The organism is Pedobacter miscanthi, from assembly GCF_032678605.1.
In the GTDB taxonomy this organism is placed as follows: domain Bacteria; phylum Bacteroidota; class Bacteroidia; order Sphingobacteriales; family Sphingobacteriaceae; genus Pedobacter; species Pedobacter miscanthi_A.
The window spans coordinates 147926-170218 of sequence record NZ_JAVTSU010000009.1; the positions used below are offsets into that span (position 1 = coordinate 147926).

The 22293-nt window shown below is 37.9% G+C and carries 23 protein-coding genes; 15 read left to right on the forward strand and 8 right to left on the reverse strand.

The window, feature by feature from the left end; all coding sequences use genetic code 11:
- Window positions 1–399: 399 nt before the first annotated feature.
- Complete coding sequence (locus R2R28_RS14920; protein ID WP_316826484.1) at window positions 400–2079, reverse strand: dipeptidyl-peptidase 3 family protein; 1680 nt, start codon at window positions 2077–2079, stop codon at window positions 400–402.
- A 114-nt stretch (window positions 2080–2193) separates the two neighbouring features.
- Here R2R28_RS14920 and R2R28_RS14925 point away from each other — a divergent pair, with 114 nt between their 5' ends.
- Window positions 2194–3030 carry an N-acetylmuramoyl-L-alanine amidase gene (locus R2R28_RS14925; protein ID WP_316826485.1) on the forward strand — a complete coding sequence of 279 codons (837 nt, stop codon included), beginning with the start codon at window positions 2194–2196 and terminating at the stop codon, window positions 3028–3030.
- A 170-nt stretch (window positions 3031–3200) separates the two neighbouring features.
- Here R2R28_RS14925 and R2R28_RS14930 read toward each other — a convergent pair whose 3' ends face one another.
- Both R2R28_RS14930 and R2R28_RS14935 read right to left on the reverse strand, forming a co-directional pair.
- Window positions 3201–5462, reverse strand: coding sequence for a S41 family peptidase (locus tag R2R28_RS14930; protein WP_316826486.1), 2262 nt, complete (start codon window positions 5460–5462; stop codon window positions 3201–3203).
- A gap of 419 nt (window positions 5463–5881) precedes the next feature.
- A complete protein-coding gene (locus tag R2R28_RS14935; RefSeq protein ID WP_316826487.1) occupies window positions 5882–7537 on the reverse strand; it encodes a glutamine--tRNA ligase/YqeY domain fusion protein in 1656 nt (551 codons plus the stop codon).
- Window positions 7538–7775: 238 nt separating this feature from the next.
- Here R2R28_RS14935 and R2R28_RS14940 point away from each other — a divergent pair, with 238 nt between their 5' ends.
- The 7 genes from R2R28_RS14940 (at window position 7776) to R2R28_RS14970 (ending at window position 11936) form a co-directional block, all read left to right on the forward strand.
- Window positions 7776–8195: a cobalamin B12-binding domain-containing protein gene (locus tag R2R28_RS14940; RefSeq protein ID WP_025142258.1), complete on the forward strand. Its 420-nt coding sequence runs from the start codon at window positions 7776–7778 to the stop codon at window positions 8193–8195.
- A 3-nt stretch (window positions 8196–8198) separates the two neighbouring features.
- Complete coding sequence (locus R2R28_RS14945) at window positions 8199–8978, forward strand: enoyl-CoA hydratase/isomerase family protein (protein ID WP_316826488.1); 780 nt, start codon at window positions 8199–8201, stop codon at window positions 8976–8978.
- Window positions 8979–8994: 16 nt separating this feature from the next.
- Complete coding sequence (locus tag R2R28_RS14950) at window positions 8995–9630, forward strand: sigma 54-interacting transcriptional regulator (RefSeq protein ID WP_316826489.1); 636 nt, start codon at window positions 8995–8997, stop codon at window positions 9628–9630.
- A 61-nt stretch (window positions 9631–9691) separates the two neighbouring features.
- Window positions 9692–10741: an AI-2E family transporter gene (locus R2R28_RS14955; RefSeq protein WP_316826490.1), complete on the forward strand. Its 1050-nt coding sequence runs from the start codon at window positions 9692–9694 to the stop codon at window positions 10739–10741.
- 74 nt (window positions 10742–10815) lie between these two features.
- On the forward strand, window positions 10816–11082 hold the full coding sequence (locus tag R2R28_RS14960) for a YtxH domain-containing protein (RefSeq protein WP_025142262.1): 267 nt from the start codon (window positions 10816–10818) through the stop codon (window positions 11080–11082).
- Window positions 11083–11134: 52 nt separating this feature from the next.
- Window positions 11135–11512, forward strand: a complete 378-nt coding sequence (locus tag R2R28_RS14965; protein ID WP_316826491.1) for a phage holin family protein — start codon at window positions 11135–11137, stop codon at window positions 11510–11512.
- Window positions 11499–11936 (forward strand): hypothetical protein, encoded by a 438-nt coding sequence (locus R2R28_RS14970; RefSeq protein ID WP_316826492.1) that lies wholly within the window; start codon window positions 11499–11501, stop codon window positions 11934–11936. Before R2R28_RS14965 ends, R2R28_RS14970 begins: the two co-directional genes overlap by 14 nt.
- Before the next feature lie 210 nt (window positions 11937–12146).
- On the opposite strand, the gene aspS is transcribed toward R2R28_RS14970, so the two are convergent.
- From aspS to R2R28_RS14990, 4 genes are all read right to left on the reverse strand, one after another.
- The gene (aspS, locus tag R2R28_RS14975) at window positions 12147–13892 is read right to left on the reverse strand and encodes an aspartate--tRNA ligase (protein ID WP_316826493.1); all 1746 of its coding nucleotides are present in this window, start codon (window positions 13890–13892) and stop codon (window positions 12147–12149) included.
- Window positions 13893–14371: 479 nt separating this feature from the next.
- On the reverse strand, window positions 14372–14764 hold the full coding sequence (locus R2R28_RS14980; protein ID WP_316826494.1) for a Crp/Fnr family transcriptional regulator: 393 nt from the start codon (window positions 14762–14764) through the stop codon (window positions 14372–14374).
- Between the two features lie 87 nt (window positions 14765–14851).
- Entirely contained in the window at window positions 14852–15076 is a 225-nt protein-coding gene (locus R2R28_RS14985; protein WP_316826495.1) for a DUF2798 domain-containing protein, read from the reverse strand.
- A 78-nt stretch (window positions 15077–15154) separates the two neighbouring features.
- Window positions 15155–15559 carry a hypothetical protein gene (locus R2R28_RS14990; protein WP_316826496.1) on the reverse strand — a complete coding sequence of 135 codons (405 nt, stop codon included), beginning with the start codon at window positions 15557–15559 and terminating at the stop codon, window positions 15155–15157.
- A gap of 310 nt (window positions 15560–15869) precedes the next feature.
- Between R2R28_RS14990 and R2R28_RS14995 the strand changes: the two genes are divergently transcribed.
- The 7 genes from R2R28_RS14995 (at window position 15870) to R2R28_RS15025 (ending at window position 21292) form a co-directional block, all read left to right on the forward strand.
- Window positions 15870–16166, forward strand: coding sequence for a hypothetical protein (locus R2R28_RS14995; protein WP_316826497.1), 297 nt, complete (start codon window positions 15870–15872; stop codon window positions 16164–16166).
- 84 nt (window positions 16167–16250) lie between these two features.
- Window positions 16251–16760 (forward strand): RNA polymerase sigma factor, encoded by a 510-nt coding sequence (locus tag R2R28_RS15000; RefSeq protein ID WP_410479181.1) that lies wholly within the window; start codon window positions 16251–16253, stop codon window positions 16758–16760.
- Entirely contained in the window at window positions 16753–17280 is a 528-nt protein-coding gene (locus R2R28_RS15005; protein WP_316826499.1) for a hypothetical protein, read from the forward strand. Before R2R28_RS15000 ends, R2R28_RS15005 begins: the two co-directional genes overlap by 8 nt.
- 149 nt (window positions 17281–17429) lie before the next feature.
- Window positions 17430–18716, forward strand: a complete 1287-nt coding sequence (locus R2R28_RS15010) for a hypothetical protein (RefSeq protein WP_316826500.1) — start codon at window positions 17430–17432, stop codon at window positions 18714–18716.
- 68 nt (window positions 18717–18784) lie between these two features.
- Complete coding sequence (locus tag R2R28_RS15015; RefSeq protein WP_316826501.1) at window positions 18785–19327, forward strand: TlpA disulfide reductase family protein; 543 nt, start codon at window positions 18785–18787, stop codon at window positions 19325–19327.
- 273 nt (window positions 19328–19600) lie between these two features.
- A complete protein-coding gene (locus R2R28_RS15020) occupies window positions 19601–20377 on the forward strand; it encodes a TerC family protein (protein WP_316826502.1) in 777 nt (258 codons plus the stop codon).
- A 285-nt stretch (window positions 20378–20662) separates the two neighbouring features.
- On the forward strand, window positions 20663–21292 hold the full coding sequence (locus R2R28_RS15025) for a Pr6Pr family membrane protein (RefSeq protein ID WP_316826503.1): 630 nt from the start codon (window positions 20663–20665) through the stop codon (window positions 21290–21292).
- Here the strand turns inward: R2R28_RS15025 and R2R28_RS15030 are convergent.
- Window positions 21289–22179 carry a bestrophin family protein gene (locus tag R2R28_RS15030; protein ID WP_316826504.1) on the reverse strand — a complete coding sequence of 297 codons (891 nt, stop codon included), beginning with the start codon at window positions 22177–22179 and terminating at the stop codon, window positions 21289–21291. The genes R2R28_RS15025 and R2R28_RS15030 overlap by 4 nt on opposite strands.
- Window positions 22180–22293: the final 114 nt, after the last annotated feature.

The window sequence follows — 22293 nt, forward strand, 5'->3', positions numbered from 1 at the left end:
TATTTGAATCTGATAATTGTAGACATTAGTGTCAGCAAAAAAAGGGGTTGGAATGAAAATATAGTCGGATCGTCATTTCGACTGAAGCTCACCGATTCTTCATCGGTAGCTAGTGGAGAAATCTTTAACCTTTTAGGTAACACGGGCCAAAGATCTCTCCACTACGCGTTGCTTCAGTCGAGATGATGACCTTTCTATAAATCTGCCTGTAGTAGCGGATCTAAATATTCTTTAATGAACTTCCTCAATTAACCAGTTTAAACAGTCAACCAATACCCAGTTGACGGTTTGCAGGTACTAATAAACCAATGGCCAATGAACAAATGAGCCAAAAAAGCCACAGATCAGCAAGCTTACACTTGCCTATCTATGGCTTTTAATTTTTTGATTAAGAATCTTCTATTTTACCCCCAATACATCAACACCTTGTTCGAAAACAACATCTACCGGGATATTCTTTTTGGTTAAGCGATCTAAATCTGATTGAAGTTCGGTATGGATAATTGCTTTTTCTTTCTGTGCTTTTTCTACCGCAACTTTATCGCCATTACCCTGAAGCGTAATAATGAATGCACTTAAATCGTTCATTGCAGTTGCAAATTTCTCAAAATTAACTTTGTAAGTACCTTTAGCAGTACGTTCAAAAGCACCTTTTTCCTGAAAATAATTAAAGCATTGCATATTGGCTTTTCCATGCGCTTCAGAAACCCCGAAGCGCACCGAACGTAAAATACCAGCCATAAATGTGGTGTAGTAATCTTTTATGTCACCTTTTAATTCGCCTTTTTTAAGTAATCCGGTTACCATGTATAAACCTAAAATATCGGCTTTACCTTCTTCTAACCAGCTATATTGTTCTTTTAAAGCCTCACGTACAAATCCTTTTCCTGTAATGGTTTTTTTAATCCCCAAACCATGGGCCACTTCATGAAACATTACATTGGCAAAAAAAGCATCAAATTTAATATACTGCTGCTGATCTGCATCAATTAATTCTTTCGAAATCGGCAGCAAAATTTTATCAAATTTGGCCTGCATGGCATTTTTTAGCTGCGAGCGGCGGGTACCTTTTTCCTGTTGAATTTTTTCATCGTTTGGAAGGTTAACAGCAATGGTTTTCGATCCTGCGTTACAATCCCCTGCGTAATAAACTACATCATAAGCATTCAACTCAGAATCCGTTCCCGGGGTTTCTGCCTTATATTTTGCTGCTACAGGCAGGTTTTTCTGCAATTCGGGGAGCATTTTTACATACTTTGCCAAACGTTTGCTCCACTCCTTATCCTTAATTAAAACATAAGCCTCGTAACTGGTGCGGGCATTAAAGAGTTTATCTTCATAATTTTCAATCGGGCCGATAATAATATCCAACCCATTGGTTTTCATATCCAGCCAGGCATAATCACTGGCGGTAAAATTATCAGTTACCAGGGCATCAGCTCTTAAGTTTAAATATTTTTTCAAACCGGCATCTTCCGTAATTAAAGCGGCCTGTTTTAAAAGAGAGCTCACCCGCTGTAATTCTGAGGCAAATAAAACATGGTAAGGCACGGTAGATAATTTGCCTGTGCTATCCTTTTGAACCACAGAATAAGCACCAAATTTATCGGCCAGATCAGATTTTTCGATCTCATCCTTTGTGATTCCGTAAGGATAAAAAGATGCACCTTCTGGTTTAACGCCTACACCTTCAACAAAAGGTTTATCATTATTTAACCGATCCCAGGGACCATAATTGATATTCAGAAAATCGCGTGTTTTTTCATCCTTAATTGTGGCCAGCAGGCTATCTCTTTGTGGGTAGGCCTGTTTCCAATACAACTCATCCATAATTTCTGCCGCCTGGATCAGTAAAGGCAAAATTTTACGGTCGTTAACACTCAATTGATTGATATTGGTCGTGAGTTTAACTTTTTCGTAAATGGCTAAACGCTGTGCAACATAATTGGTCAAGCTATCTTTTTGTACCGTAACCGTCTTTTCGCCGGTTGTTTTGTTATCGCCTGTACAAGATGACATTGACCCAGCCGCAATAGCCAGTGCAGATAAAATCAGGGTTGATTTGTATAAATTCTTCATATTAAAGTATATCGCCGCTAAATTAGTAAATTTTGAAAGCTTTGTATAAAGTTTGATGTATTGGCTGAAGTTTCGCATAACTTTGTAACTTCAACTTGCTAACAATTCATGCCCATGTTATTTTCCAGATTTTCAAAACCATCATCTAATCTTACTTTTTCGCTTCTGCTTGTTTTATCGGCCTGTAGCACCAATAAATATGCTGCAACAGAAAAAATATATAAAGATAAGGCCAAAGATTTTTCGAAAATAATCAGTACAACTCCTCCGGTTGGTCAGCTTTACGATTCATTAGAAGCAACAAACCAAAGCTGGGTTGGTTCTGTAAATTTTGGGATACGTAAACCGAATTTTGTAGTGATCCACCATACGGCGCAAGATAGTTTGGCACAAACCATTAAAACATTTTTCTCGACCAAAGCTGGTACCAGTGCACATTATGTTATCAGTCGCGATGGTAAAGTAGTGCATATGGTTAACGATTACCTCCGTGCCAACCACGCCGGGATAAGCAAATGGGGTAAAGATACCGACCTTAATTCTTCATCCATCGGCATTGAGTTAGACAATAACGGCTTAACAGATCCATGGCCTGATGCGCAGATGAATAGTTTGTTAAAGCTGTTGGCTACTTTAAAGAAAACCTACAATATCCCAACCGCAAATTTTATCGGCCATGCCGATATTGCGCCAAAACGTAAAAACGATCCCAAAAATTTCCCATGGAAAAAACTGGCCGATAAAGGTTTTGGCTATTGGTATGATGATGTGTTAAAAAACCCACCGGCAGATTTTAATACCGAAATGGCCTTGAAATATATAGGGTACGATACCACCAATCTACCGGCAGCCATTACGGCTTTTAAGCTCCATTTTATCCAGAGTGACATTACGCCAGCTTTAACGCCCGTTGATATTTTAGTGCTTTATAATGTTTATACGAAATACTAAAGATGGAAAATGTGAAGAGGGATGATGGAATAGTCCGAAAGTAGGGAGACCGAGGTCCGAAGTTTAGGTGTAAAACACTCTGCTTGGCGTACTTTGCGGTTAATGATGGATGAAACTATCGGAGCGCCACGCCCCACCAATGAACTCATGACTAATGAAAAATCCCAAACCTATTTGGATGCTTCCTCAATTGCCCTTTCTAAAATTTCGTCGCGGTTCTCTTTAATGCCTTGTATTGTTTGCTCAACATAAATATTTGGAGTTATTCCAATCCCGTGGTGCTGCGAACCATCGTGCTTTAACACTTTCATTCCTGTAAACCACATACTATATCCTCCAGGTAAGGTTATTGTATTGATATCTCCATTGGTACCCGCTGTTGGCTGGCCAATTATAGTGGCTAATTTATAATGCTCGATGAAACTCATATAACTTTCGGCATAACTGATCGCCTGACCGTCTATTAAGAAAAATATTTTGGCATTTAAATGTGGTGATTTTGCTTTCAGATGCCATCTTTCAAATTTATAGCCTGCAATATTCTCCCGATCGGGATAAATGACTTGAGGTATCTGCATCCATTTAGATGAAGTATCATCTTTAACCATCAGGTATTCTATTAATCCCGTATTATCAGCCGGATACCCCCTTAAATCGCATATAATGGCTTTGCTTTTTTGAAGTAGGGGCAACGCATTGTTAATTGCCTCCATTTTTGCATTGCTTATACTGATATAGGTAATATCGTTCCCTAGCGATTTAATTGTATCCTGTTTTGGAAGCAGTTCATAATATGTTGAAGAGTGCATATTTCTGGATAATTTTATTTCTTCACCCTGAATCAGCCCAAGATTAAAAGGTGTATCCTTTTCTCCCATTAGCGATTCTGTTTGAGCACGATGATTTAAAAGACCAATTGTGGCTGCAGAGATATAACTGTTAACCCTGGCAAAATAGGCTTTAACATCTTCTCCATTTATTTTTTCCACCACGTCGCCCTTTCTCAATTTTAAGGTGGAGTCCATTACACCTGTAACAACCAGGTTATTTTCTAGCCATTTCCATGTAATTGGAGGCAAATATTGATTTTTACTACTGCTTGTCGACCATACATTGATGTGCCCATCCTTTAATTTAGCCGTTAGTTTTTTAAGCGTTTTAGCATAATCCAAATCATTTTTATCTTGGTAACAATCACTAATTGCCCGATTTAAATCGTTTCCCCAATTGGTTTTAGCTACATCAAAATAAGGGAAAAAGTGTTGAAAAACATTCCAGGTATTAATGGTATTACCCAGTCTAAAATATAAATCAGATCCATTTAAAATATAATCAGATTGATTGATCTTCGCTAATGCGGATGATGTTTGTACCGAATCAGGAACTGGAAAAGTATGTGTTTTGGTGCCATACAACGCAAGTGGAACAATTATTTTTAAACCACTTCCTATTGGTTTTTCAATGTACTCGCCAAATGTTGCGTGTTTTTGAAACAGTTCTTCATTTATGATCTCGCTTTTTTCTTCATCTTTCGGCCCCATTAGCGATAGGTACTTATTCCCATTTGCTTCACGAACGGTAAAAGAATACTTACCCTTCGAATCGGAGAAATTCTGTGAAGCAAAACCGATTGATTTTGGTTCAGCATTTACGGTTTCTGATTCAAAATTATCACTAAAAATTTCATATCCTTCAACCTTTACGGATAGATCATCAATCAAGAAATTACCCAATCCTGATAGATACGCCCCAAAGCCAATATTTTCTGCCAGGTCATCAATCTTACCTTTAATGCTAAAATTAGTCCATTCTTTATTGGTTATAGGACGGTCGTCCATATTGTCGAAAAACCCCATTTTCTCCTTCCCATTTTCTACTTTAAACCAAAAATGACCAGCCCCACTTCCACTGGATAGCTTTGCCCTGCCACTGAGCTCAAATGTTTTACCCGCAATCACTTTCGCATTGGTGTGGACAGATACCGTACCATAGCCCATAAAAGCTGTTTTAAATACTTGTGGTCGATTAGTCCTGGCACTTTTATATAAATTGGCCTTGTCTTTTACCAATCCTACCCCCAAATGCTGCCAGCTAATAAGTTCATACTCTGTTAAATCTTTTGGGGTAAATGGTTTTGGATTGAACTTATACTTTTCTTCAATATTTTTAACCACAACGCCAGGCATGAGCTTTTTAACCAGATTATTTAAACTGTCTTTTAAGGCTGCAGTTGTTTTACAGCTTTCAATATGCTTGGCGCCATAAATAGAAAATTTATCCCAATCTATTTTTGTAGCCTCATCACCAGGATAAAAATATTTGATGTACCCATAAAACTTTGCAAAGGCAATTTCATTTTCAACTTGCTGGGGAGTTTGGGCAAACGATTTAAAGGCGATGAGAAAGAGAGCGGCAATTAAGATGTTTTTCATGATCAGTTTTTTATAAAACTAACAAACATCTGTCTTTCCATTTGTTAAAAAATGCAAAAAGTGATTTTTGGCGATTAGCATGATAAATCGAAAAACTGAAGTTAGGCGTTTAGTTTAGTCCGAAAGTCGGAAGACCGAGGTCCGAAGATTAGGTGTAAAAGAAACCGCTTGGCGTACTTTGCGGTTAATGATGGAAAGAGTCTGAAAGTCGGGGGCACCGAGGTCCGAAGTTTAGGCGTAAAATAATCAGCTTGGCGTACTTTGCGGTTAATGACGGAAATCGACGGTAGAAGACCATATTCGACCAATTGACAAATGATTAATGAACCAATGAACCTGTTCAGTTAATCTTTCTAAAAAAAACACGGATAAATCTGTGTTCATCCGTGTTTATCTATGGCAAAAAAAGCAGCGAAAAATTAATTCGGCTTCTTAAATGTATCTTTTAATGTTACCGTTCTATTGAAAACCAATTTATCAGCAGTAGATTCTTTATCCAAACAGAAATAACCTTTACGGATAAACTGATAACGGCCATCTAAATCTGCGTCGGCCAAAGCTGGTTCGATATATACATTAGGTAGTACCGTTAAACTTTCAGGATTTAAATAATCTTTAAAATCGCCTTCTTCCGCATCAGGTGTTTCTGAAGTAAATAAACGATCATATAAACGGATTTCTGCAGTTTTAGCATGTGCCGCACTTACCCAATGGATGGTACCTTTAACATTAATGCCACTGGTATCGCTTCCGCTTTTTGATTCCGGAATGTAAGTACAACGAATTTCTGTAACGTTTCCGTTTTCATCTTTCACAAAATCTTCGCATTTCACGATATAAGCAAATTTTAAGCGTACCATTGCTCCAGGCGCCAAACGGAACCATTTTTTTGCAGGCACTTCCATAAAATCTTCACGCTCAATCCAAAGTTCGTTACTGAAAGGGATCACACGTGTGCCACCGCCATCTTCAGCTTCAGGATTGTTTTCGCCGATTAATTCTTCTGAACCTTTATCATAATTGGTAATAACCAATTTAATCGGGTCCAAAACTGCCATTACGCGGTTAGCCGTTTTGTTCAAATCCTCACGGATACAAAACTCCAATAAGCTCAACTCAATTAAATTTTCGCGTTTGGCAATACCAATACGCTCACAAAACTCACGGATACTTTTTGGTGTAAATCCTCTTCTGCGCAAACCCGAAATGGTAGGCATGCGGGGATCGTCCCAGCCGTTTACCAGGTTTTCATTAACCAATTGTAAAAGCTTACGTTTACTCATTACCGTACTGGTAAGGTTTAAACGGGCAAACTCATATTGTTTTGAAGGAAAAATATCCAGTTTTTCGATAAACCAGTCGTACAATTCGCGGTGTGAAACATATTCTAAAGTACAAATCGAATGGGTGATGTTTTCGATACTATCGCTCTGTCCGTGGGCAAAATCGTACATTGGGTAAATACACCACTTGTTACCGGTACGGTGATGTTCTGCATGTTTAATGCGGTAAATAATCGGATCGCGCATTAACATATTCGGACTTGCCATATCGATTTTAGCCCTTAAAATATAAGCGCCATCAGCAAATTCGCCATTTTTCATTTTCGTAAAAATGGCGAGATTTTCTTCAACCGTACGGTTGCGGTACGGGCTATCCTGACCAGGTTCGGTAGGTGTACCCTTTAAGGCCGCAATTTCATCTGCAGAACTTTCATCCACATAGGCCAATCCCTTTTCAATCAGTGTAACGGCAAAACCATACAGTTCATCAAAATAATCTGATGCATATAATTCATTTTTCCAGTTAAAACCTAACCACCTGATATCTTCCTGCTGGCTGTTAACATATTCTGTTTTCTCCGTTACCGGATTCGTATCATCAAAACGCAGGTTGGTATAACCGCCGTATTTTTGTGTTAGTCCGAAATTTAAGCATATTGCTTTCGCGTGGCCGATGTGCAGATAACCATTAGGCTCCGGCGGAAAACGCGTAACCAAAGTTTCATACTTACCACTATTTAGGTCGTTCTCAACAATTTCTTCAATAAAGTTCAATGACTTCTCTTCACTCATAAAAACCTGTAAATTAGGAATGCAAAGGTAAAAAGATTGAGCGTATTTATACAATGATTAGCGGTTTATTAGCATAGGGTTAATATTAAATGTTTTTCAATTACTTTATCGAGTTGTTAAATAGCTATGCACCATTATCCTGATCAACTTGCAGGCAAAAGCCCTGATCATCAACCATGATCTAATTTCGCTATTAGTGAATAAAATCAATACATTTACGTCAACTTAATATTCATTTATGAGCAAAATATTAAATCGGCCAATACGCGTTTTGGTGGCTAAAGTTGGTTTGGATGGCCACGATAGAGGCGCCAAAGTAATTGCAACTTCTTTACGCGATGCAGGCATGGAAGTAATATACACCGGCCTGCGCCAAACACCCGAAATGGTGGTTAATACAGCGCTTCAGGAAGATGTTGACGCCATTGGGATTTCGATTCTTTCAGGTGCTCACATGACCGTTTTTCCAAAAATTATCCATTTTATGAAAGAAAAACAGATGGATGATGTGTTATTAACCGGTGGTGGGATTATTCCCGAAGCCGACCGGTTAAAACTTGCTAATCTTGGGGTAGGAGAATTATTCCCTCCGGGCACAACAATGGCAAGCATTGTAGAATATATTCAAAATTGGGTTACTGAAAACAGAAATTTTTAAGCTATGGCATACCAGAATTTAATCTCAGAAGTAAAAGAAAACATTTTATACATTACCATAAATCGCGAAAAGTCTCTTAATGCATTAAATAAAGATACCCTTGCCGAGTTAGCCGATGTAATTGCCTATGCGGGTAAAACCGATGAAGTGAGAGGCGTTATTTTAACAGGTGCAGGAGAAAAAGCCTTTGTGGCGGGGGCAGATATTAAAGAATTTGCAGATTACAGTGGCAAACAGGGGGAGGAATTAGCAAAACACGGGCAGGACCATGTTTTTAATGCCATAGAAAATTCGCCAAAACCATTTATTGCGGCCATTAACGGGTTTGCTTTAGGCGGCGGACTGGAACTTGCAATGGCCTGCCATATTCGTATTGCAACTGATAACGCAAAGTTAGGCTTACCGGAAGTTACTTTGGGTTTAATTCCGGGCTATGGAGGTACGCAACGCTTAACACAATTGGTTGGAAAAGGCAAAGCGATCGAGATGATTACAACAGCGAACATGGTAACAGCAGCTGAAGCTGAGAAAATCGGACTTGTAAACCATGTTGTTCCACAGGCAGATTTAATCAGCAAAGCACAAGAAATCCTTAATATGGTTAAACAACGCGCTCCTTTAGCTGTTTCTGCGGCTATTAAATCAGTAATCGCATCTTTAAATGGTGATAACGGCTATGCCACGGAAATAGAATCTTTTGGCAAATGTTTCGAAACTGCCGACTTTAAAGAAGGTGTTACAGCGTTTGTTGAAAAAAGAAAAGCCAATTTTACAGGACATTAACAGCCCTGTGGTATTAATGCTTTTAACAAAAATTAAAAGGATAGCGAGTAGCAAAGAGATTGATCTCGATGTGAGGATTATTATTGCAACCAACGAAAATCTTGAAGACTGTATACAAAAAGGAACATTCAGAGAGGATTTATACCACCGATTTAACGAATTTTCCATCAATGTTCCTTCATTAAAAGACAGGGGTGAAGATATCATGGTCTTTGCTGATTTTTTCCTTGCAGAAGCGAACCAGGAACTGGATAAACAAATTTTATGTTTTTCTAAGGAGGTTAAAAATTGTTTTTTAAGCTATAACTGGCCGGGTAATGTACGCGAACTTAAAAATGTAATCAGACGGGTGGCTTTACTCACCAACCGGCAACAGATAGAAGTAGATGCTTTACCTTTGGAGCTCGAAAAACTTAGTGCTGTTAAAAACCTGCAGCGCGAAAAAAAACTGCCCCTCTTAAAGAAAAGCTCCGATAATCCCCCTCAGGATCTCAAAAAAACAACCAAAGAAGCAGAATACAGTGCTATTTTAAATATTTTAAGGGAAGTTAACTTTAATAAAGCCAAAGCAGCCAGGATACTTAATATCGACAGAAAAACGCTTTACAACAAAATAAAGGCAATTAACCTGAATGAGGAGCAACAAATTTAAAATCGATAAAACAAAACAGGCTGATTTGGCATTTAAAGAATAATCCCAAGCATCCTAAATTATGTCAGTATTTTCTTATAAACAGCGTAACAACATTAACCTTGTTATCATTATTGCGCTTGGAATTCTAATTGCCTATTCTTTACAAAGTATTTTTAGTGCCATCCTGAGCACCCTGGTGTTATATACGATTATGCGACCAGCCTATATACACCTGGCCGAAAACAAAGGTTGGAATAAAAGGCTGGTGGCCATTTTTCTCATCACCATTAGCATTATTTTAATTGTATTACCGTTTTATGCACTGAGCAGCATGGTTATCAGTAAAATCTCAGAACTTCGAAGCAACGAAATATTTTTTAAAAATCTTTTAGTAAAGTTACAGCATCTTGTTCCGGTTAAAATTAACCAGGAATTGATTCAAGATGGCATGAACCGCCTGGGTAACTGGGCCACGCAGCTTTTCCCTTCGCTCATATCAAGTGCTGTAAATATTGTACTGAGTTTACTGGTGATGTACTTTTTACTCTATTTTATGTTAATAGAACGAAAAAAATTCGAATTTTCGTTAATAAAGTATGCCCCTTTCAGGGAACAAAATGCATTACGTTTTGGTGATGAAATGCGCAATACAACCTATGCTAATGTTTTAGGTCAAGGGCTAATCTGTTTGGTACAAGGTTCGCTGGTAAGTCTTTCATTTTATGTGCTGGGTTATAAAGATCCCATTTTTTGGGGCGTTATTACCACATTTATTTCCTTTGTCCCCGTTTTAGGCCCTCCTGTAGTTTTTGTGCCAGCTGCCATTTTGCAGATTGCCAATGGAAATAATTTTGCCGGCTGGGCCATGCTTATTTTCGGTTTTGTGGTGATTATCAACATCGATAACGTACTTCGTTTTATCATTGCAAAAAAAGTTGGCAACATTCATCCCATTATTACAGTAATTGGCGTAATTATTGGTATTCCTTTATTTGGAATTTTGGGCCTTGTTTTTGGTCCGCTGCTATTATCTTATTTTATTTTGCTCATTAAAATTTACGAAACCAGTACCCTTGCATCAGAAAGATTGGAAAGAATTAAAACAAATAATGAACATAGTGAGTTATAAATATAGCTTAACAATAAAATAATGTAGTAGTTTTATATTGTACATAATTGTTAAACCCTTAAAATACATTGATTATGAATGATAACTCAAAAGTTGTAGTTGCGCTTTTAGCAGGATTAGCTGCAGGTGCAGCACTAGGAATTTTGTTCGCACCAGATAAAGGTGATGAAACCCGCGACAAATTAAGCCAATCGCTAAAAGATTTAGGCGATTCTATTAAAGATAAAGCTGCTGACGAAATTAACAACCTGGCAAGCCTGAAAGATAAAGTGGTAAGCTCTATTAAAACTAAATTAAGAAGCGTAGAAGAAGAATATAGCGACGACGTAGAGCACGCTTAATAAATAACATTGCATGGCCGGGCATTTTGCCCGGTTAAATCTCATCTGAATTATGCAGGAAAATAAGGATAAAAGTATTGAAGATCTTGTAGATGATGCCAAAGGCTTTTTAGAGGCCAGGGTAGAATATACCAGACTTTATCTAGTTGAAAAAGTATCAAAGGTTTTTGCCGATCTGGTAACCAGTACTGCTGTTATTGTTTGTTTTATACTGGCTTTTTTATTTGGCTCGGTAACATTGGCGCTCTATCTTTCGAGTGTGCTGGGCAGTTATGCAGGGGGCTTTGGTTGTGTTTCCTTGTTCTATATTTTACTGGCCATAATTGTATATCTAACCAAGGATAAATACATTGAAAAAGCAATTATTAATGTAGCCATCAGGAAATACTTTGATAAACTTGCAGATAAGGAGGAAGATGAGAAGCTATAAAGACATCCGCAACCTGAACGACCTGCAGGCTAGAAAATTAGAGCTTAAGGTTGAATATACGTTGAAGCAGAACATGCTTAAAACAGACACCAAAACTTTTTTCAAGCAATTTACACTTGGCGCATTGATTAAGAGATATGCCACGCCCAACAATTTATTTAAGGCCGATGAAAAGTTAAATATAAGCGGAACAGCAATGTCATTACTTTTGCCAATGTTTATGAATAAAACCATATTCAGAGGTGCAGGCTTTTTAACTAAAGCAGCAGTAGGATTAATTTCTGGTAAAGTAGGCAAATCGCTTGATGCGGAACATTTGTCAGCAATTTTCAACTCTGTTAAAAGCTGGTTTGGCAAAAAGCAAGAAAAAAAAGATAAAAAGTTTGTCGATTACGGCATCCCGCCAGATAGCGAAACGTATTAGTTCAATGTTTCATTAGTCATTTGTTTATTAGTAAGCAAGATGCAAAAATGATCCAAAATCAAGAAAGCCTCAGAATTTTAAATTCTGAGGCTTTCTTTACTTAAAGCTATTTTGGCACTTACAACCCACCTAATGGGCCGTGTTATCTAGTATACTCCTAACCCCACTGAACCAATGACTAATGAACCAGTGGCCAGTGAACTAATGAACCTACAAATCGGTCTTAATCTTCAATTCTTTCAGTTGTTTCTCATCAATGGTACTTGGACTATCAATCATAACATCTCTGCCCGAGTTATTTTTAGGGAAAGCAATTACATCACGGATGGAATCTAAACCTGCGAAAATTGAAGTTAAACGATCGAAACCGAATGCAATACCACCGTGCGGAGGTGCACCAAATTCGAAAGCATCCATTAAGAAACCGAATTGTTTTTGTGCTTCTTCTGCACTGAAACCTAAATGTTTAAACATTAAGGCCTGCAATGTACGGTCGTGGATACGGATAGATCCGCCCCCAACTTCTGTTCCGTTGATCACCATATCGTAAGCATTGGCCCGTACATTTTTTGGATCGGTATCCAATAAAGCAATATCTTCTGGTTTTGGCGAAGTAAACGGATGGTGCATCGCATGATAACGTTCAGTTTCTTCATCCCATTCTAAAAGTGGAAAATCCAATACCCAAAGGGCTGAGAAAGTATTTTTATCGCGTAAACCCAAACGGTTACCCATTTCTAAACGAAGTTCATTTAACTGTTTACGTACTTTATCGGTAGAGCCGGCTAAAATCAACAATAAATCGCCTTTTTCTGTTGAGAAAGCTTCGCTCCATTGTTTAAGGTCTTCTTCGTTAAAGAATTTATCTACTGATGATTTAATCGTTCCATCATCATTATGGCGGGCATAAATTAAACCTGTGGCACCAATTTGCGGACGTTTGATAAAATCTGTCAGCTCATCCAATTGCTTGCGTGTGTAGCTTGCAGCGCCTTTTGCGTTGATACCCACTACCAGTTCAGCATTATCAAATACAGGAAAACCTTTTCCTTTTACCAAATCGTTAAGCTCTACAAACTGCATATCAAAACGGGTATCAGGCTTATCAGAACCATATAAACGCATCGCATCAGCATATTGCATGCGTGGCACTTCCGGCAGATCGTAATTACGCACTTCTTTAAATAAAGTACGGATTAAACCTTCGAAAGTATTTAATATATCTTCCTGTTCAATAAACGACATTTCACAGTCGATTTGGGTAAACTCCGGCTGACGGTCGGCCCTTAAATCTTCATCCCTGAAACATTTTACAATCTGGAAATAACGATCGAAACCCGAAACCATTAACAATTGTTTAAAGGTTTGCGGCGATTGAGGCAAAGCATAAAACTCACCCTCGTTCATGCGGCTAGGCACCACGAAATCTCTTGCACCTTCTGGTGTAGATTTAATTAAAACAGGTGTTTCTACCTCGATAAAATCCAAAGCATCTAAATAACGGCGAACCGATTGTGCCATTTTATGACGTAAAACCAGGTTATTACGAACCGGGTTACGGCGTAAATCCAGGTAACGGTATTTCATACGCAACTCATCACCACCATCAGTTTCATCATCAATCATGAAAGGAGGTAATTTTGCAGCGTTTAAAATTTCTAAAGCAGAGACTTTAATTTCTACATCACCGGTTAACATTTTTGGGTTTTTGTTGCTTCTTTCTACAACGGTACCAACGGTTTTAATCACAAACTCGCGACCTAATGAACGTGCCGTTTCGCAAAGCGCTTTATTATCGTCCATGTTAAAAACCAACTGGGTAATACCATAACGATCGCGGATATCGATAAAAGTCATACCGCCCAAATCTCTTGATTTTTGTACCCAACCACATAACGTAACACTTTCGCCTAAGTTGTTCAGGTTTAATGCTCCACAAGTTACTGTTCTTAACATATATATAATCTAAATTGAGCGGCAAAAATACCGATTTTGTTTTAAAGTTGGTGCTATAGCCGAAGGTTTTTGAGATGGGATTTTTAGCGCACAAAAAGTTTGCATTTTGAAACCTTTTTATATAAGTTTAATAAAAGAGAGAGATCCTTAAATGTTGTCGTCCTGTCCTGAATGCTCGGCATCAGGGTCTTTATTGCAGGAAAGATGCTGAAATAAATTCAGCATGACGATCGCATTGCATAGCAAACCAAAAAACATTATTATTCAACTCTTAATAAATTCAACTTAATGTAAGTAACTATTTATAAATGTGAATTTAAAATGCTTTTTAGAGAAAAATAACTTAGCATACTTAAAATTACACCCTAAAGCTATGCCTTTGATTTCAACCTGCTCAGCGTTTCCTGCGAAATATTTAAATAAGAGGCCACCATTTTATTTGGCAAATGTGCTACCACCCTTGGGTTTTGAACCAGCAACTAGCGGTAACGCTCGGTGGCATCAAGGGTAATAAACGACATTAAACGATTGGTATTGGTTACATAAGCATACTCCAGGTAATGACGGTACAGTTTCTCCCATTGTGGAACAATTTTCAGCAATTCATAAAAATCGCTCTGCCATATATAATAAAGCTCAGTATCTTCTACCGCCTGCACAAATTCTTTTGAAATTTCGCCCGTAATAAAACTGACTAAAGCTGTAGCAAATTGATTTTCGAAAGCAAAATGCCTTGTCGCTTCGCTACCACCTTCGGTTAAGAAAAAAATCCGCAGACAGCCTTTTACAACAAAATAAATTCTTTGAGGTTTTTCGCCAGGGCTGACCAGAATTCCATTTTTCTTAACTTTTAAAGTTTTAAAATACGACAATACGGTTCCAGATCCGGATCGCTGATCGTGATTTTTTCTCTGATATAAGCCGGAAGCAGTTTGTACATATTTTAAAATTACACAAAGTCAGGATTTACCCGTAATTTTTTCAGCAAGCTTACGGGCATTCGGAATAATAACGAATGCAGCAAAATACGCTACAGGCAGCATTACACTCCATGCTTTTAAAAATTTAATGATCCAATCTTCACCAAAACCGTAATTACGCATTAAACCCACAAAGGCCATAATCAAAGTCATAGGGATTACCACAAACAAGGTATTGATGTATCTAAAGTATTCTTTTTTCATTTTATTTCTTTCTAATACCGCAAAAATGCAGGTATTAAAAAGCTTAACCTTTGATGTAGGTCAAAAAAGGAGAGGAAGTTAATATTTCTCTTCCAGCACGATTTCAATAGCGATCACTTTCCACTCTCCATTAATATTTTTCCAATGGTAAATTTCTTCTGTCTGGATCGTCTGTTTTTTGGAAAAAAAGAACAATTTGGGTTTTACCAGAACCGATTTACGGGCAATTTTTTCGATAAAAAGATCATCTTCAATGGACGATTTTATTCTATAATAACTGGTATTAATTTCCCTGGTTCCGCTGAAATACCTTTTTAAATCAATGGTAAAATCGCCTTTGTTTACGCTAGATTTTTCAAAGGGTGTAAAACTCAAAGCATCGTCAAACATGGTTGTGTAGGCGATTACATCTTTATTTTCTAAAGCCTGGTTTGCTTTCTGGTGTAGCTCGTTTATTGCTGAAAGGATTAAATCAGTTTCCATGGCATGAAGTTAATGGTTTGTATCAGGGTTTTCAAATTTATGATGATCTGGTGGCTGATTTTCCACAAATGCGAAAAACATAGTCCTGCCCTTTTCATTAATTATAAATTATTTTTTGGGTTTAGGAAAGGAGTGTCACCAGCTCCTATCGGGCTTAGTTAACAAAGTGTCGTTCTAAATCGCCCTGCTTTTTGCCTTTAAATGGATGAAGGGTTTGAATTTCCTGCACCAGCCCAGGTCAAACAAACCCGATTGCAGGGAAGAGCTTCCGATCCTTCATCGGAACTCGTACCAAAAAGCGGGATTGAAAATGCCAAAAGAACAGCACCCTCCGTTTCCAATTAATCATAAAATGTTTTTTTCAGGAAACGAAAGTGCAGCATTTCATAGTTGCTGTAGCCTCACCACACGCTTTAATCTTTTGCATTTCTATCGTGCTGAGGCACGAAGGATGCGTTTCATAGCTGGCAGATGCTATGTGCCTCAGCATGACAGCGTTTTTAATCATACGGGAACAAATTCATCTTTTGAGAAAAAGCATTCTTTTAATCTTAAAACTGTATTAACATATTTTAAACTTTTTTTATACCTTGATGCAACGTTTTAAAATCCCTTATGTCTTATAATCAGAATATTCGAAATTTTGGAAGCCGTATACATCGATAAAAACCTAGAACTAGTAAAAAAATGCATGCAGGGCAGCCGCGCAGCGCAGTTTGAATTGTACAAACTGTATGCAAAGGCCATGTATAATGTTGCGCTGCGCATTTTAAATTATGAAGAAGAGGCAGAAGATGTTTTACAGGAAGCATTTTTGGATGCTTTTACCAGGATTGTCGATTTTAGGCAGGAAACCACCTTCGGGCTTTGGCTAAAGCAGATCGTGATTAACAAATCCATCAATTACCTGCGTAAACGTAAGATGGAATTTGTAAGTACCGACGAAATATCGGAAGTGCCGGATGAAGATAGTTTTGATGATAGCGAAATGCAATTGCAGGCCGATGAAATTAGAGAGGCCATTACCCAATTGCCAGATGGTTACCGGGTAGTATTGAGTTTATACCTGTTAGAGGGTTACGACCATGAAGAGATTGCACATATTTTAAAAATTAGTGAAAACACCAGCCGTACACAGTACATGAGGGCAAAAAAGAAGTTAAAAAGCATTTTAGAACAGAAAGGGATGAGAGATGAATAATAGATTAGAAACCTTTGTAAAGGACAACCGTAAGGCTTTTGATATTATGGAGCCATCGGAAGGGCTTTGGGCAAAGATTGAACTAGGTTTAGACGCTAAAAAGAAAAAAAAACCGGTAAAGCTGTATTTATGGATGAGTGCTGCAGCAGCTATTGTAGTGGTTTTCGGTTTAGTTTGGCTTTACGCAGGAAGGTTACAAAACAAAGATTTAGAAATAGCCGACGTTAGCGCTTCTTATGCCAAAAAAGAAGTCCATTTTGCAGGCTTAATTACCGAAAAAAGAGATAGTTTGGCCATTTTTGCCTCGGCAAACCCTGAATTATATAAAAAATTTACTGCCGACCTGAGAAAACTTGATGAAGATTATGAAAGGTTAAAAGCAGAATTGCCAACCTCGCCTAACCAAACATTTGTGGTAAAGGCAATGGTTAAAAACCGCGAAATACAGTTACAGTTATTAAAACAACAATTATTAATTATTAACCAGGTTGACGATTATAAAAGGGTTAACCAGATTTAAGCTGAAAACAGCGAAAGTAGACAATAGCTCGATCAGTTTTGACCACTGATTCAGGTTACTTGATACTTAGGAGAGAACGCTCACCACATTTATGTTGCTTAAAACCAGCCGGCAGGCTTTAAGCCATTAGATGTTTAACAATTAACAACATGAAAACAATAAAAATATTTTTGGCCTTTATGGCTTTAATCGCCGTAAAAACACATGCACAAGAAATTGCGGCAAACAGTCCAGCCGAAAAAGCAATCGCAGAAGCTTCGGATAAATCTTCTTCGCTGGCCATGGTTAGCTACTCAAAATCGACACAAACAGGAGGTGATGCCGAACGTTCAAAATCTTTTAGCAAAAGTTTTAGTGTGGATAATAACGATAAGGTTAACCTAAATAACCAATATGGATCGATTACGATAAAAACCTGGGATAAAAAGGAAGTGCGTGTTGACGTAGATATTAAAGCGTACAGCAATTCGGATAATGATGCGCAAAAGCTGATCGACGGCGTTAATATTGATGCAGGCAAAAACGGTGATGTGGTTTCTATCAGAACAAATATGGGCGATAGGAACGGACGTTATGGCCGTGGGGTTAAAAATGGGGTAACCACCTGGAGAAGGGAAATTAAGGTAATTTATACCGTGTATATGCCTGCTGCAAACCCTTTAACGGTTTCGCAACAGTACGGAAATGTAGAAATGGGAAATTTTTCTGGCCCTACTTCTTTAAAAGTAGAGTACGGCAACCTGGTTGCAGGCAATTTAAGCAATGTTAACAATTATATCAATGTGCAGTATGGTAAATGCGATATTCAGGACCTGAATGCAGCCGTGGTGAAACATGAATACAATGGCCCGGTAACGATTGGCTCGGTGGGTACTTTGGAGCTTGATGCTGAATATGTTGCAGTAAACATCAATACCATCAGAAAATCTGCTGATATTAAAATACAGTATGGCAAGGGTTTAACTGTTGGTACCATTGGCGGCAACCTGCTCTTAAATGCCGAATATGCCAAAGTAAACATCAATACGGTTAAAGGTAATACAGTTGCCAAACAGGCTTATGGTGATTTTAATATTGCATCGGCAGGTAAAATTGCTGTAAATGCAGAATACTCAAACGTTACTTTGGGCACGTTAAACGGTGATGCCAACATTAATATGGATTACAATCGCTTAAGCGTAAACGAAATTACGCCAGCCTGCAGAAACTTTACCTTTGGGGGCGAATATGTAAGTGTAAGTCTGGGTTTTGCTGACCGTTATAATGGTACATTTAATGTTTCTACCTCTTATGCAGGCTTTAAATATGGCTCAAACGTAACCTCGAGCATGATAAGTAAAGATGATGAAACTAAAAAATATTCGGGTAAAATAGGGGGCGGTGGCACTTCGAACGTATCGGTTAAAACCGAGTATGGCTCCGTTACTTTTAAATAAAAATTTTCAAATCAACCAAACTATTAAGTCCTGCCACATTGGTAGGACTTTTTTTATATTTATGGCCGATGAAAATTTACCTGACAATCCTTTTTTCTATTTTTTATTTACCCCTCCTGGCACAAGAAACTCCGGTTAAATGGGCTACGCAAGAAACTTTTTTTGAAGATTTAGCAGGAAAAGAACTGCCTGCCTTTACAGGGTTAACGGTTAACAAAAAAACATTCAGTTATGCCGGTTTGAAAAACCAGGTAACGGTAATTAATTTCTGGTTCGAAAAATGCCCTCCATGCATTGCCGAGATGCCTGAATTAAACCAATTGGTAGCCAAATATGGCACAAAAGGTGTAAGGTTTATTGGTATTACACATGATACGCCAGCCAGTGCCAAACGTTTTCAAAAACGGAACGGTTATAAATATGAAATTGTATCGTTAAGCAAGGATGAGATTCGCAAGTTAAACATCAACCATGGTTTTCCATCGAATATCCTGGTAGGTAAGGATGGGAAAATTATTTATGCCACCGCTAATATTTCGTTTTCAGATTCTTTATTTAAAGCAAAATCGATTCTTTTTGAAGAGAAGTTAAAAACCGCCATATCATTCTGATCGCAGTAAAGAATCCAAATAATTCATTTTTGTTGACAAGATATTTTTAGGGCCTTAACTCATTGGTAAAAAATCCTCGTTCCTCAGGATTGACAAAATCCGCAGTGGAATGGAGAGATCTACTCCGAAAGATTTAGCTTCGCTGAACCTTGGGGTTCTCGACCATACTTCACTTCGCTCGAAGTGAACGTTAATCAAAACTTAATCTCCTCACAACTGTTCCATAAGTCGGGATAGTTTTGTATATCTTGGCTTTATCAGATAATAATTAGTATGGATTTCTTAAGTACGCCAGAAGCCTGGATCTCACTGTTGACACTTACTGTGCTCGAAATTGTGCTGGGTATCGACAACATTGTGTTCATTTCGATCCTTTCAGGGAAATTGCCGGAAAATCAGCAGAAAAAAGCCCATCAGTTAGGCTTAGGGCTGGCCATGATTACCCGGGTTTTACTATTGCTATCGCTAAGCTGGATTATGACCTTAACGTCGCCAATATTTAATATAGGTGGCTGGGTTGGCATAACAGACGGAGCATGGTTCGAAAAGCTGGCTATCTCTGGTCGCGACCTAATTTTGATTATCGGGGGCTTGTTCTTGATTTATAAAAGCACACACGAAATCCACAATAAATTAGAGGGAGAAGAAGATGAAGAAGGAAAAGCAAAAGTACATTCATTTTGGGCCACTATTGTACAGATATTGATTCTGGACATCGTATTTTCACTCGATTCGGTTATTACTGCCGTAGGCATGGCAGATCATATCGAAATTATGATTGCGGCTGTAGTAATTGCGGTAATTATCATGATGATTTCTGCAGGTTCGATCAGTAGTTTTGTAAATAAACACCCAACGGTTAAAATGCTTGCATTATCATTTTTATTGTTAATTGGTGTTTCGCTTTTGGCAGAAGGTTTAGATCAGCACATCCCTAAAGGTTATGTTTATTTCGCCATGGCTTTTTCGGTTCTTGTCGAAATGCTGAACCTTAAAATGAAAAAGAACAGTAAAAAACCAGTTGAACTGAAAAATTCACCAAAGAAATAAGAAGCTCATTTGTTACTGATAGTCGAGAGGACGATCTTCTATTACTGGTCATAGCGCCTCGCTAAGCCAAATTAAATGAAATAACATTTGTTTTTGGAAAATGATGAGCTATAGGAGCCGTCATTGCGAAGCCAATTTTTCTTTCGATGAAGCAATATTAAAGCGCATGTTAGTAGCGATCGTTTTAAGATTGCTTCGCACCTTATAATGACGACTTTTCTAGTGAAATATTTTTGAAATGCTTATCTTAGTTTTTGAGATAAGCATTTTTTATATCCCTACACGATGAAGTCTTCAGCTAATGCGAAATTTTATGTGGCTATTGCTGCGCTGGTTATCTGGTTCTCTATCGGTCTCCAATTTACAATCAGCCTAAAACTAACTGATTATAATTATCCAGAAACCCTTAAAGTTTTCCTTTCTTACTTTACTGTAAGCACCAACATTATTGTTGCCATTTGTTTCACTGCTTTATCTTTTGCTAAAAAGAGTGATAATGGAAGTTTTTTCACAAAATCTGGTACCTTAACCGCAATAACAGTTTATATTGTGGTGGTGGGTTTAATCTACAACACCATGTTACGCGGATTAATGCTACTTAATGGGTGGCCGAGAGTCGCCGACGAACTTTTACATGTGGTAAGCCCGATCATATTTTTGATCTTTTGGATATTCTATGTCGATAAAAGCCACCTTAGGTATAAAAGCGCCCTTAAATGGTTAATTTATCCCTTAATTTATGTAATTTTTACGGTAATAAGGGGTTATTTTATTAACCGTTATCCCTATCCATTTATCGATGTGGTACAATTGGGTTACCCTACAGCCATACTGAATGCAGCAATCATCATCTTTATTTTTTGGTTATTATCCCTCTTTTTTATTTTTATCGGGAGGAAGACAACTAAAGCCTAAAGAATATATTCGTCATTAATCGGTTTAATCGGCTCCGGAATCTCATCTTCTTCGAGCATCTGTAAAAGATTAATTTCTATGGTTCTGGTAATCTGATTAAGGGGTACGCCTGCCGAATTGTTTTCGAAAGGATTAACCAGGCTCATCCCGTTAATCTGCGTAGATACAAATACAAAGCCAATTAACCAGCCCAAAAATATAGCTGCCGGTCCGGCATCCTGACTGATTACAAGGGTAAAGGTTACCACAAATAACCAGATAAATACCTTCGTTAAATAAGTGTATGTGGTTGGAAATATGGTATTTTTAATGCGTTCGCTCATTCCCATCGAATCCGAAAAACGGGTGAGCATTTCATTAATTTCAATAAAACGGAAGCCATCAATGCCGTTTGCTTTTGACAATTTTTGTAAATCCCTCGACTGGATGTTAAGCAATGCATTGTGTATATTGTTATGCTTTTTAAGCTCCTGTAAATCGGCTTCGGACAAGTATTTGGTGTAAATCTCATCTACCGTGTTTCTAAGATTCGCCTTCAGTGCGTATAAAAAAGCAATATGCCTGTAAACCATACGTTTTACACTTACCTCATCTTCATCCACATAATTAATCAATGCCCTCGCAAAAGAACGCGAATCATTTACCAGTGCACCCCATATTTTTCGGGCTTCCCACCACCTATCGTAAGCCTGGTTATTGTTAAAACCGATAAAAAAGGCAATGGCTGTACCTAAAACGGTAGGAATAATGGATGGAATGGAGAAATGATGGGCAATTAAATACTCCCTAACAAAGTAAGCTGCTGTGCAGGAGGCGATCATAATCAGGTCAACCTGCCATGTATTTCTTAAAATTCTACTTAACCTGATATTTTGTATTAAAAGCATATATTTTGATTGGAAAATGAAAATACAAAACTAAAGCCAAAATGTTTGATAATGTAACAAATTAATTGACAGACAGTACAGGTTGCCAGTTCTTGTTCAAATGTTTATCTTGGA